Source organism: Shewanella sp. ENK2, from assembly GCF_043568515.1.
GTDB lineage: Bacteria > Pseudomonadota > Gammaproteobacteria > Enterobacterales > Shewanellaceae > Shewanella > Shewanella japonica.
Genome location: NZ_CP171406.1, coordinates 2,247,252 through 2,263,657, shown reverse-complemented (window position 1 = coordinate 2,263,657; position 16,406 = coordinate 2,247,252). Strand labels below are relative to the sequence as shown.

Sequence of the window (16,406 nt, the reverse complement as noted above, 5' to 3'; positions counted from 1 at the left end):
CCTTGTATTCAAACTCTGCTAAGATAGGCATAAATATCTGTATATATTTACAGTACTATTGTCTCTAGCAAGCATTCTCACTCGATAGTGAACTGTATAACTTATTGGATAACTCTGTTAACCCTTGCTAGCATGATAGCGCCAACACTCGACAATATGAAGGCATTGTGGATTTGCAACCATTGGATCAGGTTCCTATTACCGACTTAAAAGGCGTAGCCAAAAAAGTCGCTGAAAAACTCGATAAGCTGGGTATTAAAACAGTACAAGATGTGCTGTTTCATCTGCCTATGCGCTACGAAGATCGCACCCAAATCTATCCCATTGCGAGTTTATATCCTGCCATGTATGGCACTGTCGAAGCAGAAATCATTTCTACCCAAATTGTCCCTGGCCGCAAACGCATGCTGACCTGCACTATTGCAGACGACACAGGAATGCTAACCCTACGTTTCTTTAACTTTTCAGTTGCCCAACGTAATGGCATGCAAAACGGCGCGATTATTCGCGCTTATGGTGAAATTAAGCGCGGTAAAAGACACTTTGAGATTATTCACCCCGAATACAAGATAATCAAAGAAGGCGAGAATCCAGCATTAAGTGATTCACTGACCCCCATTTACCCTTCAACAGAAGGTCTTAAACAAGCCAGTTGGATTAAACTAACCGAACAAGCACTGACTCACCTAACTCACGGCGGGCTAACCGAGTTACTACCCGCCGAGTTGCAACCAAATAATATGAGTATTAGCCATGCTTTACAGTTAATACATAGGCCTCCCAATGACATCGAACAAGCTGACTTGGAGATGGGGATGCATCCTGCTCAGCAGCGGTTAGTACAAGAAGAGTTATTGGCACACAATTTAAGTATGTTAAAACTGCGTCAACGTAACAACCTTGATAAAGCTGTCACGCTTTCGGCAACAGGCCAACTACTAAACCCGTTTTTAAAATCCCTGCCCTTCAAACCCACAGGGGCTCAACAGCGAGTGGTCGCAGACATAAGCCAAGATATTGAGAAACCAACACCAATGATGCGTTTAGTGCAAGGTGATGTCGGTTCAGGAAAAACCTTAGTTGCTGCACTGGCAGCGCTACAAGCCATTGAAAATGGCTACCAAGTGGCGATGATGGCACCCACCGAATTGTTGGCTGAACAACATGCTATTAATTTTGCAGCGTGGTTTGAGCCGCTCGGACTAAAAGTCGGCTGGCTTGCAGGTAAACTAAAAGGCAAGGCAAGGGCTCAATCACTCGCGGATATCGCTGATGGTAGCGCTAATATGGTCATTGGCACCCACGCCATCTTCCAAGAGCAAGTCAATTTTGACAAATTAGCACTGATAATTATCGATGAGCAGCATCGCTTTGGAGTGCATCAACGGTTGGGCCTACGTGAAAAAGGCATTAGCCAAGGTTTTCATCCTCATCAATTGATCATGACAGCCACTCCGATACCTCGCACGTTAGCAATGACAGCTTATGCCGACTTAGAAACCTCTATCATTAATGAGCTACCACCTGGCAGAACGCCTGTCAGTACAGTTGCTGTGAGTGATAATCGCCGTGATGAAGTCATTGAGCGGGTCAAGCAAGCAGCCTTAAACGACAATCGACAAATTTATTGGGTCTGTACCTTAATTGAAGAATCTGAAGTGCTGGAATGCCAAGCTGCTGAAGATACAGCAGAAGAACTCAGTCGTTTATTACCAGAGCTCAACATTGGTCTGGTGCATGGACGAATGAAAAGCGCAGAAAAGCAGCAAATAATGGCTCAATTTAAAGCGGGTGAGCTACATTTACTAGTGGCAACCACTGTGATTGAAGTTGGTGTTGATGTACCAAATGCCAGTTTGATGATTATTGAAAACCCTGAAAGGCTGGGCTTAGCGCAATTACACCAATTACGTGGTCGTGTCGGTCGAGGCTCAGTCGTGAGTCATTGCCTACTGCTTTACAAAGCGCCATTGTCGCAAACAGCAACAAAACGGCTTGGTGTATTAAGGTCGAGTAATGACGGTTTTGTTATTGCCCAAAAAGATTTAGAGATCCGCGGCCCAGGTGAAGTGCTCGGCACTCGTCAAACTGGGCTGGCAGAAATGAAAATAGCAGATTTGGTCAGAGACCAGTATTTAATTGAAAACACCCAAAAACTTGCCGCACATGTCATGCGACAAGTACCTGAAAATGTTGATGGCATCATTCACCGTTGGTTAGGTGATCGCCAGCAATACGTACAAGCATAAATTATTGTTAACTTAGTCTATTATCACTAGACAAGCGTTAATAATATTGCAGAATGAGTGATGAGCTTGAGGCTAAACATTATTTATCTCGTGTTCAGTTCCACTTTTGATGTTTAAAGCTAAGGAATAGAAATGCAAGTCAATCAAGAAGACAGAGCAACACCACAATCGAGCCGCGCAGGTGGCAGCAATGCAGGCGTTATCGGCGTAACCATTGCCGTTATTTTGGCTGGTGCAGGTTATTTCTATTTCACGTCAGAGCCGTCTGAACCTGAGGTGATAGCCCCAACACCAGTACAATTGCCAGAGCCGGTGCCTGAACAGCCCATCGAGCAAGAGCCAATTGAAGAAGTGATTGTTGAACCAGAAGTGGTTGAGCCGACCGAAATCATTCCAACAGAACCTGAAGTGGTCGTTGAACCGTTACCAGCACTGACCGAAAGTGATGATTTTGTAGAGCAAAAAACCATTGAAATGGCTGATGGAATGAAAATCGAATCCATCATCCTTAAAAAAGACATTGCTCGCCAGTTTGTGGTATTTGTCGACAACATGGCACAAGGTGAAGTCATTCACAAAGCCAGCCCTTTAAAAGGTCCTAAAGACAGCTTTAGCGTCAGTGAAATTACCGACAAAATCTACTTAAACCCAGACAGCTACCACCGTTATGATCTCTATGCAGACATGATAGCGGGCATGAATGATGAACAGCTAGTCAGTACTTTTGAAGAATTATCGCCTTTATTTGACGAAGCATTTGAAGAACTTGGTTATAGTGACATGAGCTTCAATGAACGCATGGTAGAAGCATTTGATGTGATTTTGGCAGCCCCCATTATCGAAGATCCAATTGAGCTGTCATCAATCAGTGTTAACTATTTATTTGTTGACCCTACACTTGAGTCGCTACCTAACATTCAAAAATTAATGGTGCGCATGGGGCCTGAAAATACCAAGAAAATCAAAGGTGCTGTAAGAAAGCTTAAACAACAGCTAAACAACTAGCTTTTGTAGGTATTTTTAGTACTAGCCAACCTATCGCTGCCAAACCCTAATCGAATAAGAGCAAGTTACTCGATTAGGTTTACAGTTCAAGCACCCACAAAATAGCGACCTTATGTCGCTATTTTTTGTTTTTGTGATGCTAAATATTACGGTACAATTGCTGACGTTATTAAATTAACAACAAGCTGCCACATTCATAGCGTCCAAACCCTATCGATGTGGCCATCTCAGCAAGGGATACCTGAGTCGTACCAGAGGCAATGTAGTGCAATTAGTATTTGATATTCTTTCATGGGGCGCATGGTCTCTAGACTTTCAAGATAAAGAAAGCTGGCGCCAATGGGATAATGCTGTCACCCCGACTACAGAAAATAAAATCTCTCCCACTTTAGCTCACGTGCCAGCCATGCAACGTCGCCGTTTTAGCCGCTTAACTAAAATGATGCTGACTGCAGCCCATGACTGCCAACCCGCAAAACATTGCCGCAGCGTGTTTGCTTCTCGTCATGGCGAACTCACTCGCACACTGGGTTTATTACAAGATATTGTTGATAAAGAAGCGCTTTCTCCATTAGCTTTCAGCCAATCAGTACACAACACAGCCAGTGGCATTTACGGTATAGTGAGTGGCAATACCGCAGCTTCAACTTCTGTTGCAGCAGGTGAAGAAAGCCTATCCCAAGCCATGATTGAAGCATTTGCGCAGCTAGCTGAAAACCCTGAACCGGTTCTGCTTGTCTTTGGTGACGATCCTGTCCCGCCTATTTACAATCAATACACCCAAGAATATGAATTACCTTTGGCAATGGGCTTATATCTTGCCCCAGCCAACAGCACTGAGCATCAGCACACTGTTCTTGGTCAATTGACGCTATCAAACGGCAATACAAACGAGTCCCAGCCAATCAGTTATGCGCAATTTATTCATGCTATTGCTTCGCAAACTTCGCTAACAGGTCAATTGGCTCATTGGCAGTGGCAATTGACGCCACAATTAGATCATGATCACACGACCTAGCGACATGAAAGTCGTTGATATTATAAGTTGCAGAGTATGACGAATAAAAACAGCGCAGTAGAGTTCCCTGAACCCGCCCCTTACTTAACGGGGCTAGCATATGTACCTCGTTGGATAGGTGGCACCTTATGTTATGTTGTTTTTGGTTTAGGTGGACTATTAAGCTCGCTCACTGTTTTACCTGTATTACGTTTGTGGCCGGGTACAAAACAGCAACGAATTGCCAGAGTACAAAAAGCGGTCCACATTATGTTTAAAGGTTTTGTGTGGATGCTCAGTGCAACCGGAGTCATTAAAGTCAGTACCAAAACGCTCCCTAGCTTAAGCGAGGCAAAAGGAGTGATAGTGGTGGCTAATCACCCAACCTTGGTTGATGTGGTGGTGTTAATCAGTTTAATGCCCAATGCCGGTTGTATTGTTAAACAAGGATTATGGCGCAACCCCTTTATACGCGGTGTATTAGCATCAGCAGGGTATATTCCTAATCGTGGTGCAGACTTGTTACTAAAAGACTGTCAGCAAGTGTTAGCAACAGATACAAACTTAATTATTTTCCCAGAAGGCACTCGTACCCTTGTGGGGGCTAAAACAAATCCATTTGCACGTGGCGCTGCAAATATCGCATTACGTACACAAACTGATATCATGCCTGTCATACTTCGTATTGATGTGGCCGGACTGACAAAGCAGCAACCTTGGTACGAACTACCAAGGCAAACAATCAATATGTCTGTAGAAATGGGCGCACCTTTTGAGTACCTAAGGTATGATGCTAGTCAAAACAATGAAGCTAAAATGGCCAGAGTTCTGACAAGAGAGTTGCAGCAGTATTACGCTGAGCAACTCACAGCATTACCGCCATTACGCAACATGAGCAAACATTAATTACACCAATCACAATTAGAATATTAATATGAATTTACACAACGAAATTAAGCAGCTCATTATTGACTGCCTCGACTTAGAAGATGTCAGTATCGACGATATTGAAACTGACGCACCACTATTTGGTGAAGGCTTAGGATTAGACTCAATCGATGCGCTTGAGCTAGGTTTAGCAATTAAAAAGCAATTCGATATCAAAATAGAAGCTAATTCAGAAGCAACTAAAGCACACTTTTACAGCGTAGCAAGCTTAGCTAGCTTTATTGAATCACAGCGTTCTTAGGAGTCATCATGGAAAATCGTGATCAAATCCTAGACATGTTGACGCAAATTTTAGTCGATGATTTTGAAATTGAAGCAGAAGATATCACCTTAGATGCTTCACTTTATGAAACACTTGATTTAGACAGTATTGATGCTGTGGATTTAGTGATAAAGCTTCAACAAATGACCGGAAAAAAGATTCAACCAGAACAATTTAAAACAGTGCGTACAGTTGAAGATGTCGTTAATGCGATTGAAGGTTTAATGAAAGATTAATGGTGCTAGTACTGCAAATTATCACCGCCATCGCACTTATTTGCTACCCGATAGCGGTGTATTTAGGTTTGCAGTTCTTACCACCAGGCACAATAGCATTAATGCTTTGTGCTGTATTAATTGCGCGACTTGCGCTGAGTAAGCAACAACTTAAGTCTATGGCGCTGCCGCTACTGGTGGGCATTGGACTCACAGCTGCGAGCTTTATTGCTAAACGCAATGATTGGTTACTGTTCTACCCAGTGGTGATAAACCTCACCATGCTAGGGCTATTTAGTTACTCACTAAAACAAGGCCCAAGTATGATTGAACGTTTGGCCAGATTAAAAGAACCAGATTTACCTGATTCGGCCATTGGTTATTTAAATAATGTCACCCGTCTATGGTGTGGATTATTTATCATCAATGGCAGTTTCGCGCTCTACACTGCACAGTTTGCCTCGCTTGAATGGTGGACGCTTTATAATGGATTCATTGCCTATATCCTCATGGGTTTATTACTCGGTGGAGAATGGTTATATCGCAAATTTTGGTTGAAAAAACATGAATAACTTGCTGATAAACTGGCTACATAATGGCCCTAAAACGCAACAATTAATTAGTTTCAATCATCATGACATTGTGACGGGTTCACTGTTTACAGCCCATGTTGCCCATCTATTTGAACAACTTAATGCCAGCCCAATCAAACGTTGGTTACTCGCAGCTGAAACCAGTGATTTATTTGCTGCAGGCATGTGTGCAGCCTTGCTTGCAGGTAAGCAAGTGGTTTTGCCCGCTAATATCCAAGGTGGCACGCTAACTGAGCTAAACCATGCCTTTGATGGGGTAATTTCAGATCAGCCTCTTAGTGAAGTTAAGCAATTTATCTTGCTTAAAAAAGAACTCGGCCTTGCCAATAAATCTTGGCCTGAAACCTGCAAAATTGGCGAGTTAGTTTTATTCACATCAGGGAGTAGTGGCGAACCTAAAGCCATTGCAAAGTCAATTGAACAACTGGATGCTGAAGTCAGCATTTTAGAACAAACCTTTGCATCTCGACTGCCACAGTGCAGCGTTATTTCTACCGTTTCACATCAACATATTTATGGTTTGTTGTTCAAAATATTGTGGCCTTTAGCTGCAAGTCGTCCGTTTTTAAGTGATCTCGTTGAATACCCTGAAACCTTAAGTTACTACATCGCCTTAATGCCGAACTTATGCTTGATAAGTAGTCCTGCCCAATTATCACGCTTGCCAGAAGCTTTAGAGTTTGAACAACAACAGTTAGCACCAAGTCTGATTTTCAGTTCAGGTGGCCCTTTGTCATACGATGCCTCTCAGCACATTCATACCTGCTATGGTCAGTTCCCTATAGAGGTCTTTGGCAGCACAGAAACTGGCGGTATTGCCTATCGACGTCAAATGGAGCCAAACAGAACTTGGCTTCCTTTCAGCTGCGTTGAGATATGTGAGAATGATGAAGATGGCGCATTGATGCTCAAGTCACCCTATTTACCTGCCAGTAATGGATGGATGAAGTGTGATGACAAGATTGAATTAGCTGAAGATGGCCGTTTTACCTTGTTACACCGACTCGACCGCATCGTAAAGGTGGAAGAAAAACGTTTATCTCTAGCGCAAATGGAAAGCTTACTCTGCACTCATCCGTTTGTGAAAGAAGCTGCTGTGGTTCAGCTAACCGAGCCAAGAATCATGCTAGGTGCGGCAATTTGCTTATCTGAAGAAGGATTAGAGCAGCTTGATGATGCCGGTAAATTAAGTGTCAATAATCACCTTAAAAAGCATCTATTAAGTCAGTTCGAACGAGTCACGTTACCACGCCGCTGGCGCTATCCTGATACATTACCGCTTAACGCACAGGGTAAGCGTGTACAAACCGATCTATTAGCAGTATTCAATGATGATTAAATCAGCGTTACCCCAAATATTAGCGCAACACAGCAATGAAGATGAGATTTGTTGGCGGATCTTTGTGTCTGCCGAGTTAGATTATTTTAAAGGCCACTTTGAAGAACAAGCCGTATTACCTGGCGTCACCCAACTTGATTGGGCAATTCAGCTTGGCTGCCAAGCATTTGGTTACGAGCCTACCATTGCCACGCTAGAAGTGCTTAAGTTTCAACAATTAATGTTACCTGATACTGAAGTTGAGCTATTCATTAGCCATAATGCCGCCAAGTCAAAATTAACCTTTAGTTATCGTGATGGTGACAAACGGTTTGCTTCAGGCCGCATCGCATTAGCTTTGGCCTCTGCAACATGCAATAAGGATAGCCAATCATGAAACTGGCTCTGATTATTCCCAATTATAATCATCAACAAGCCATTGCTGACACATTAATCGCTTTAGCACCTTTAGGTTTGCCTTGTTATTTAGTTAACGATGGTAGTAATGATGAAACGCGTTATTTATTACAATCATTAGCAGATAAGTATGATTGGGTAACCTTACTAACGCATCCCTTTAATCGAGGTAAAGGCGCAGCAGTCACCACCGGTCTGCGGGCAGCTTATGCAGATGGCTATAGCCATGCTTTGCAAATTGATGCCGACGGTCAGCACTGTTTAGATGATATTCCAGCCATGATTGAAGCTGCATCAGAACAGCCTCTTGCGTTGATTTCAGGCAAACCCGAATACGATGAGTCAGTTCCTAAAGGACGTTTATATGGCCGTTATATCACCCATTTTTGGGTGTGGGTTGAAACCCTGAGTTTTGATATTCAAGACTCAATGTGCGGTTTTAGGGTTTACCCTCTTGCTGCTACAGAGCAGCTATTTAAACAGCAAGCGCTAGGCGAGCGCATGGACTTTGATATTGAAATCATGGTCAAGCTGCACTGGCAAGGTGTACCAATCAAGCATATTTCTACCAAGGTGATTTACCCTGAAGATGGCATTAGTCACTTTCAAGGTATTAAAGATAATGTCCGTATTTCAGCAATGCATACCGGCTTATTTTTCGGGATGCTAAAACGTTTGCCGCAAATTCTGTCAAAAAAACGCTAATAAGCACTGGTCAGCTATGGGGGAGCGTGGCAGTTATTGGGGAATTAAGCTCATTGCTGACAGCTATCGTTTAGGCGGTCATTGGCTTTGTAGAGCAATCATGTACCCTGTGATTTGCTACTTCTTCCTTACTGGCGTAACCGCAAGAAACGCCTCCATGGACTTTTTACGTCGAGTTAAGCGTAAACATCCGCAGCATGAACAATTATCTGATCCTGTTACTTGGCGAGACAGCCTGAAGCACTTTTTTGCTTTTGGAAATGCGGCACTGGATAGAATCGATGCATGGTGCGATCGTATTAAACTGGCACAGGTAGACTTTCCTGACAGACACGTTTTAGCAGACCAAGTGGCATCTGGCCAAGGTGCTGTATTATTGGTGTCTCACTTAGGTAACCTTGAACTTTGCCGCGCGATCTCTATCCACCAGCAACAAGTCAAAGTCAATGTGATGGTGCTGACCAGTCATGCAGAAAACTTTAATAACGTGCTAAAACAATTAAACCCAAATAGTGGTTTAAATCTGATTCAAGTCAATGAATTGGGACCAAGCACGGCGATGCTATTACAAGACAAAATTGCCGCTGGAGAATTAGTCGTTATCGCAGCAGACCGCACCTCATCTGATACTGCCGGTCGCGTTTTTTATAACGACTTTATTGATCAACAAGCTGCATTCCCACAAGGCCCCTTTATTCTAGCTGGGCTACTTGATTGTCCGGTTTACACTATGTTTTGTTTACAAGAGCATGGTCATTATCGTGTCCATGTCGAACACTTGTCAGACAGTTTAAAAGGGCCTCGTAAAGGACGAACAGAGCGATTAGCTGACGCGGCGACAAAATATAGCCGCCGACTTGAGCACTTTGCGACACAACAACCATTGCAATGGTTTAATTTTTACGATTTTTGGCGCCGAGATGAAGACTCCCAAAGAGATTCTGGCCCCACAGAAGTGACACCTTCGACTGAGCTGTCGTCGCCCTCACATTCAAGCAATCCCAATTTCAAGCAGGAACAGTAATACCATGAGCCAATCAACCACTTCTTCAGCTGCAACTTTGGCAACGGTCACTTTCGGTCAGCAATCTATTAGCTTAGAGCAAGTTGTCAGTGTCGCAAAAGGCGCACCAGTAAAGCTAAATGATAGCCAGCAATACCAAGAGTACATTCAAAAAGGCGCACGCTTTATTGATAGTCTCTTACATGAAGAAGGTGTGGTTTACGGGGTAACAACCGGTTATGGCGACTCATGTACCGTGACAGTCGGATTAGATTTAGTCCACGAGCTACCGCTGCATTTATCACGTTTTCACGGCTGTGGTTTAGGGGATATATTCTCGCCAATGCAGTCGCGTGCCATTATGGCTTGTCGTCTCAATTCCTTGGCTGTTGGTAAATCAGGTGTCACTTACGAGTTATTACAGCGAATTGAGCTACTACTGAATTTAGACATTTGCCCTGTAATACCAGAAGAAGGATCGGTAGGCGCAAGTGGTGATTTAACCCCATTATCTTATTTAGCAGCCGTTTTAGTCGGTGAGCGAGAAGTGACATATCAAGGTCAACGTCGCGCTACAAAAGACGTATACGCTGAGCTAAATATTGTGCCATTAACCCTCCGACCAAAAGAAGGCTTAGCCTTAATGAATGGCACTGCGGTTATGACGGCTTTAGCTTGTTTAGCGTATGACCGAGCTCAGTACTTGGCACGATTATCAAGTCGTATCACTGCCATGGCATCATTAACGCTCAAAGGAAACTCGAACCACTTTGATGATATTTTATTTGATGCTAAGCCTCACCCAGGCCAAAACCAAATTGCCACCTGGATTCGTGAAGATTTAAATCACCATACCCATCCAAGAAACTCTGACAGACTGCAAGATCGCTACTCGATTCGCTGTGCTCCACATATTATTGGCGTACTGCAAGATGCATTACCTTTTATGCGTCAGTTTATTGAAACTGAATTAAACAGTGCTAATGACAACCCGATTGTCGATGGTGAAGGTGAGCATATTCTTCACGGTGGTCATTTCTATGGTGGCCACATCGCCTTTGTCATGGATTCAATGAAAAACACTGTGGCTAACTTAGCTGATCTAATTGACCGTCAAATGGCCTTAGTCATGGATCCTAAATTCAACAATGGGTTACCTGCTAATTTATCTGCAGCAACTGGCGCACGACAATCCATTAACCATGGCTTTAAAGCGGTACAAATTGGCGTATCCGCTTGGACTGCTGAGGCACTTAAAAATACAATGCCAGCCAGTGTTTTTTCACGCTCAACTGAATGCCACAACCAAGACAAAGTCAGTATGGGCACCATTGCAGCTCGAGACTGTATGCGAGTATTACAGTTGACTGAACAAGTCGCAGCTGCTGCACTGCTCGCAATGACTCAAGGTATTCACCTGCGAATTGCTCAACAAGAGTTGGCAGAAGAATCATTAACCCCTTCTTTGGCGAAAACCGTTCAGCAAGTCAGTGCAGACTTTGAATTATTAACCGAAGATCGCCCACTTGAAGCCGTTTTGCGTCAAACTGTTAGCAAGATTCAGCTCGGTGAGTGGGAGGTCTGTTAACAATGAAAGCCATTTTTAGCACTGAATTAGAAATGATAGTGCCTTTTCATGATGTCGACTCTATGGGCATCACTTGGCATGGTAACTACTTACGCTATTTCGAGGTTGCCCGTTGTAAGTTACTTGACGAACTTGGCTATAACTATCGTCAAATGATGAATTCAGGCTATGCTTGGCCGATTGTTGATACCCAGCTTAAATATGTAAAAAGTAGCACCTTTGATCAAAAGCTCATTGTCCATGCCGCAATTGTTGAATGGGAAAATCGATTACGGATTAATTATCAAATTAAAGATGCTGACACTCAGCAGCGCATCACCAAAGGCTATACCATTCAGGCTGCCGTTGAGATTAACACTGAAGAGTTGTGCTTCGTTACTCCGGATATATTTCGCGCGAGAATCCTGCCATTACTGGACGAATCAAGCCTCAATGATGAGCTCATTCAAGAACGTGAGCGATTATCATCACTGAAGGTGAGTGCGTCATGAAGTCCCTAGGCTGTTTTTACTGTGTACTCGTATTTTTCCTGCTAGTAGGTCAAACTTACGCATATGGCAATGGCGCAGACAAGACGAATGGCTTTGAGCTTAAGCAAGCTCAAACAAGTGAGCAAAGTGACGGCGACACCACACAGACAAGCCTACCCGCTAATACAGTACCTAAAAAAATACAGCCAACAGCACTCAGCGCAGCGCAAGTTGTCACTCTCTTTAATACGACCGCCTCCAACGAGCAGTTAACCCATCTTGCGAGCCAACTACAACTCGGGACGCAAGCCAAGGGGCAGTTTCAACAAACTCGCCATTTAGCGGTGTTAAAACGTCCACTAAAAAGTGCTGGTCAGTTTATGTTTAGCCAAGATATTGGCTTACTATGGCAACAGCAAACCCCTTTTAAAAGCACCTTGTTATTGAAGCAAAATACCCTGTTTCAACAAGACAGCTTTGGCAATATTCAACAAACAACAGCAAACCAAACCAGTTCAGCCATGGCAGAGCAACTACCGCAATTAATGCAAGGTCTTCTCACAGGGGATGTTGATGAGTTAGCTAAAGATTTTCATCTATACATGGCCCCCAATATTGACCAACACAACCCATATTGGCAGCTGGGGTTAGTGGCCAAAGACCCGCTAATTGCTAAAGCCATCGGGGCTATGGTGCTCGAAGGACAGCAGCAAATACATCGTCTTATCATGCTATCTGAAAAGCCAACCATCGCCGAAAAAGACCAATTAAGCGGAGATAAAACCGTTATCGAGTTTGTGCATGTCAGCCCAACCCTTAGCAAAATGGATTTACAACAATTTGACCTTAAACCCACTCCATCCGTGGCAGAGGGTCAATAATGTCACGCCTTTCCAGCTGGTTTAACTCACCACAACACGCATTATCACGCTTTATCGTTTGGTGTTTACTCATCATAGTCGTCAGTGGATATGGGATAAATTTATGGCAAGCCGGTGCGACGATTCAAAGTAATATTTTGGCGATGCTGCCTAAAATATCAGAAGCGCCACTGACCCAAACGGCATTAAACCGTGTAGAAAAACGCTTAGCCGATCAAGTTTATATCGGCCTAATTGCCGATAACAAAGCTGAAGCGGTTAATGCGGCAACCCTGCTGATTAACCAGCTAAAACAAGAGCCAAGCGTCTTTACTGATGTTCGTAGTGGCGATAGTCATACCATGCAAGCCTTGAGCAAATACTACTTCTCAAAGCGGTTTATGTTACTGACAGAAAAACAACGATCGACAGTTGGCATCACAGCACAAGGCTCGCCCTTATTAACGTCGAGCACACCCAAGCCATTGCCTCCTCAATGGCAAGGACTGCTCACTGCCGCGCAGCAACAGCTATATAGCGGTTTTGGTTTTGCCAGTAGCGCATTGTTAACGCAAGACCCACTACTGCTTTTTCCTGATAATTTACTGGCACTCGCGCCAATCAACTCGCTTTCCACTGAACAAGGAATACTGCTTGGTTCTAGCCAATCTCAACCCGTTGCTATTGTGATTGCCAAAGGAGTACAAAGCGCTTTTAGTCCTCAAGGGCAAGCAGATCAAAGCCGAGTGCTAACCGACAGCTTAGCGGAGATAAGCCGTCAATATCCTCAGATAAACACGATCCAAGCTGGCACCTTATTTCATGCCCAAGCAGCAACTGAAACCGCCAAATTTGAGATTTCGACCATTGGCAGCATCTCCTTAATTGGCGTGATGCTGTTAGTATGGTTCGCTTTTAGAAGTGTTATGCCGCTATCACTAGCCGTTGTGACCCTTTCTAGCGGCTTTTTATTTGCCACAGTGGCCACACTCGCCCTATTTGGCGAAATGCACTTACTGACGCTGGTATTCGGTACTAGCTTAATTGGTGTGGCAATCGACTATAGCTTCCATTTTTACTGTGAAAAAATGGCGTTAAAAAACCAATCGGCCACTCAAGTCATTCAACGAATATTGCCAGCATTAACACTGGCATTAGTGACCAGCAGCATCGCATTTATCGCGATTGGTTTAACCCCTTTTCCCGGCATGCAGCAAGTCGCAATCTTTTGCGCTGCAGGTCTGTTTGGTGCTTATTTAACCCTAGTGTTTGCCTATCCTTTATTAGCCAATCATCGCTTACCTAACGCAACTAAGGCATTATCATGGGCAAGTCGTTACCTAAATTGGTTAAATACAATCATCATCAGCCCCACTGATCGCAAGCTATCCAAAACAGCGATAGTGATGATAGTTGGCATGCCTCTATTTATCGGCTTAGGTTTTACCCAACTCAGTAGCGATGATGATATTCGTAACTTACAGCAAAGCCCTGATCGCATTGTCCAAGCCGAAAACCAGCTGAGGCAAATACTGAGTGGTGGCACTGACAATCAGTTTATTCTCGCCAGCGCTGATAGCGAACAAGGTTTATTATCTCAGCTTGAACAGACTCAATCACTATTATCCCAAGCACTAGAGGCAAACGAGATACAAAGCTTTGTTAGCCTAAGTCCCTATTTACCTAGCAAGTTGCAACAGCAGCAAAACTATCAAGCATATCAGGCACTCTACCTGCAGCACTTAGATGACATTACTGCAGGCCTTGGAATCGATGAATCCATTAAACCAGCGCTGCTCAAGCAGCTTGAGCAAGCAAGCAGCCAATTCATCGAACCAAACGCAGTGCTTAACATTGCAGGTGATGATTTAGCGGCATTATGGTTAGCACCATCAGAACACTCTCAAAGCCAGCAATATGGCAGTATTATCTTACTCGGCGGGATTAATGATTTAACAGCGTTAACACAACGAGTTAATGACAGCCAATTATCTATTACTGTAGTAGATAAAGTCGGTGAAATTTCTCAATTAATGAGCCAGTTTCGGCTCATTACATTGCAATTGCTGGCCCTGGTTTGCGCCATCGCTATTGTTATCTTTAGTGTAAGATTTGGTCTTAAATTGGCGGCAGCGATTGTGCTGGTTCCAGTCAGTTCCATTCTACTGACCTTAGCCAGTTTGGGAATTGTCGGTTCGCCATTAAGTTTGTTCCACGCGTTGGCATTAATTTTAGTGCTCGGTATTGGAATTGATTACAGTTTATTTTTTGCTTCGGTAAAACCGCATAAGAAGGCAGGGGCTAATGGAGTGATGATGGCAGTCTTTATGTCGGCTTGCTCAACATTGCTCGCTTTTGGATTGTTAGCTCTAAGTCAAACCAATGCGATACATTATTTTGGCTTAACATTGTTGTTTGGGATCGGGTTTACCTTTTTACTCGCACCACTTATCAGTTTCATAACAAGAGAAGTTACCCAATATGGAAAGTAACCCATTCGGCACTAGCATGGATGAAAACACTCAACATCTGCACGTCGATGTAGTGATTATAGGCGCAGGCCCTTCTGGCGCAGTAGCGGCTAGCTTATTACACCAGCAAGGAAAACGCGTATTGGTTGTAGAAAAGCAGCACTTCCCTCGATTCTCTATTGGAGAAAGTTTATTACCTTGCTGCATGCAATTTATTGAACAAGCCGGCATGTTGCCAGCGGTTGAAGCGGCGGGATTTCAATTTAAAAATGGCGCAGCATTTCGCCGAAATAATCAGTACACGACTTTTAATTTTACTGAAAAATTTACTCCCGGTCCTGGCACCACCTTTCAGGTACAACGAGGCCAGTTTGATAAGATATTGGCAGATACAGCGGTATCGCAAGGGGTAGAGATTCGCTATGGCCATAGTGTTAATGCTATCGACTTAGGCGAAAACCAACATGCCTCACCAGTGCTAACGGTGACCGATGAGCAAGCAAACAGTTATCAAATTACGGCACAATATGTACTTGATGCCAGCGGTTTTGGTCGAGTGCTTCCAAGGTTATTAGATCTTGAGCAAGCATCTAGCCTGCCTTCACGCAGTGCAATATTCACTCATATTGACGATAATATTACTGATGCAAATTTTGACAGAGAAAAAATTCTCATCAGCGTCCATCCAACACAAAAAGATATTTGGTATTGGCTTATTCCGTTCAGTAATGGCCGCTGCTCAATTGGGGTGGTCGCAGAGCCTCACTTAATTGAACATCACCAAGGTGATTTAGAGCAGCAATTATGGCAACTGATTAACGAAGAGCCTGGTTTAAAAGCGTTATTAAACCAAGCCAAGGTCGTGCAAGAATGTGCGACGTTAAAAGGTTATTCAGCCAATGTGTCAACGTTAGCCACGCCTCAATTTGCACTATTAGGTAATGCTGGTGAGTTTTTAGATCCGGTATTTTCATCCGGTGTCACCATTGCCATGCAGTCAGCACAAATGGCTGCAACGACATTAGTGAAACAGCTCGATGGCGAACAAGTTGATTGGGAGCAAGATTATGCCAAGCCCTTAATGCTTGGCGTAAATACCTTTAGAACTTATGTTCAAGCTTGGTATGACGGACGCTTCCAAGATGTGATTTTTTACGACGATCCTAATCAAACCATTAAACAAATGATTTGTTCCATCCTCGCAGGCTACGCTTGGGATACGAACAACCCTTTTGTTAAAGATTCAGAGCGCCGACTCAATATGATTGTTGATTTGTGCCGTGAACAAACGATAGCGAGTTAATC

Annotated in this window: 14 protein-coding genes and 1 pseudogene; all 15 read left to right on the top strand. The window is 43.6% G+C overall.

What is annotated here, in order from left to right; genetic code table 11:
• Positions 1-173 precede the first annotated feature (173 nt).
• The 15 genes and pseudogenes from recG to ACGEDC_RS10065 all read left to right on the top strand — a co-directional run bounded on the left by recG (position 174) and on the right by ACGEDC_RS10065 (position 16,404).
• Complete coding sequence (gene recG / locus ACGEDC_RS10135) at positions 174-2,249, top strand: ATP-dependent DNA helicase RecG (protein WP_394498308.1); 2,076 nt, start codon at positions 174-176, stop codon at positions 2,247-2,249.
• Positions 2,250-2,381: 132 nt separating this feature from the next.
• Positions 2,382-3,254, top strand: coding sequence for a DUF3014 domain-containing protein (locus ACGEDC_RS10130; protein WP_394498007.1), 873 nt, complete (start codon positions 2,382-2,384; stop codon positions 3,252-3,254).
• A gap of 265 nt (positions 3,255-3,519) precedes the next feature.
• A complete protein-coding gene (locus ACGEDC_RS10125) occupies positions 3,520-4,272 on the top strand; it encodes a beta-ketoacyl synthase chain length factor (RefSeq protein ID WP_394498005.1) in 753 nt (250 codons plus the stop codon).
• A 36-nt stretch (positions 4,273-4,308) separates the two neighbouring features.
• Entirely contained in the window at positions 4,309-5,157 is an 849-nt protein-coding gene (locus ACGEDC_RS10120; protein ID WP_055025257.1) for a lysophospholipid acyltransferase family protein, read from the top strand.
• A gap of 28 nt (positions 5,158-5,185) precedes the next feature.
• The gene (locus ACGEDC_RS10115) at positions 5,186-5,440 is read left to right on the top strand and encodes a phosphopantetheine-binding protein (protein WP_055025258.1); all 255 of its coding nucleotides are present in this window, start codon (positions 5,186-5,188) and stop codon (positions 5,438-5,440) included.
• A gap of 8 nt (positions 5,441-5,448) precedes the next feature.
• Complete coding sequence (locus tag ACGEDC_RS10110) at positions 5,449-5,697, top strand: acyl carrier protein (RefSeq protein WP_394498002.1); 249 nt, start codon at positions 5,449-5,451, stop codon at positions 5,695-5,697.
• Positions 5,697-6,248 carry a hypothetical protein gene (locus tag ACGEDC_RS10105; protein ID WP_394498000.1) on the top strand — a complete coding sequence of 184 codons (552 nt, stop codon included), beginning with the start codon at positions 5,697-5,699 and terminating at the stop codon, positions 6,246-6,248. Before ACGEDC_RS10110 ends, ACGEDC_RS10105 begins: the two co-directional genes overlap by 1 nt.
• On the top strand, positions 6,241-7,608 hold the full coding sequence (locus ACGEDC_RS10100; RefSeq protein WP_394497998.1) for an AMP-binding protein: 1,368 nt from the start codon (positions 6,241-6,243) through the stop codon (positions 7,606-7,608). Before ACGEDC_RS10105 ends, ACGEDC_RS10100 begins: the two co-directional genes overlap by 8 nt.
• Positions 7,601-7,984: a thioester dehydrase gene (locus ACGEDC_RS10095; protein WP_394498306.1), complete on the top strand. Its 384-nt coding sequence runs from the start codon at positions 7,601-7,603 to the stop codon at positions 7,982-7,984. The genes ACGEDC_RS10100 and ACGEDC_RS10095 overlap by 8 nt, the downstream gene beginning before the upstream one ends.
• A pseudogene (locus ACGEDC_RS10090) lies at positions 7,981-9,733 on the top strand (glycosyltransferase family 2 protein). The gene ACGEDC_RS10095 and the pseudogene ACGEDC_RS10090 overlap by 4 nt, the downstream one beginning before the upstream one ends.
• A 4-nt stretch (positions 9,734-9,737) precedes the next feature.
• The gene (locus ACGEDC_RS10085) at positions 9,738-11,300 is read left to right on the top strand and encodes an HAL/PAL/TAL family ammonia-lyase (RefSeq protein ID WP_192021926.1); all 1,563 of its coding nucleotides are present in this window, start codon (positions 9,738-9,740) and stop codon (positions 11,298-11,300) included.
• Positions 11,301-11,302: 2 nt separating this feature from the next.
• The gene (locus ACGEDC_RS10080) at positions 11,303-11,791 is read left to right on the top strand and encodes an acyl-CoA thioesterase (protein ID WP_394497996.1); all 489 of its coding nucleotides are present in this window, start codon (positions 11,303-11,305) and stop codon (positions 11,789-11,791) included.
• Positions 11,788-12,651: an outer membrane lipoprotein carrier protein LolA gene (locus tag ACGEDC_RS10075; protein WP_394497994.1), complete on the top strand. Its 864-nt coding sequence runs from the start codon at positions 11,788-11,790 to the stop codon at positions 12,649-12,651. Before ACGEDC_RS10080 ends, ACGEDC_RS10075 begins: the two co-directional genes overlap by 4 nt.
• Positions 12,651-15,122, top strand: coding sequence for an MMPL family transporter (locus tag ACGEDC_RS10070; protein ID WP_394497992.1), 2,472 nt, complete (start codon positions 12,651-12,653; stop codon positions 15,120-15,122). The genes ACGEDC_RS10075 and ACGEDC_RS10070 overlap by 1 nt, the downstream gene beginning before the upstream one ends.
• On the top strand, positions 15,112-16,404 hold the full coding sequence (locus ACGEDC_RS10065) for an NAD(P)/FAD-dependent oxidoreductase (RefSeq protein ID WP_394497990.1): 1,293 nt from the start codon (positions 15,112-15,114) through the stop codon (positions 16,402-16,404). Before ACGEDC_RS10070 ends, ACGEDC_RS10065 begins: the two co-directional genes overlap by 11 nt.
• The last annotated feature ends 2 nt before the right edge of the window (positions 16,405-16,406 follow it).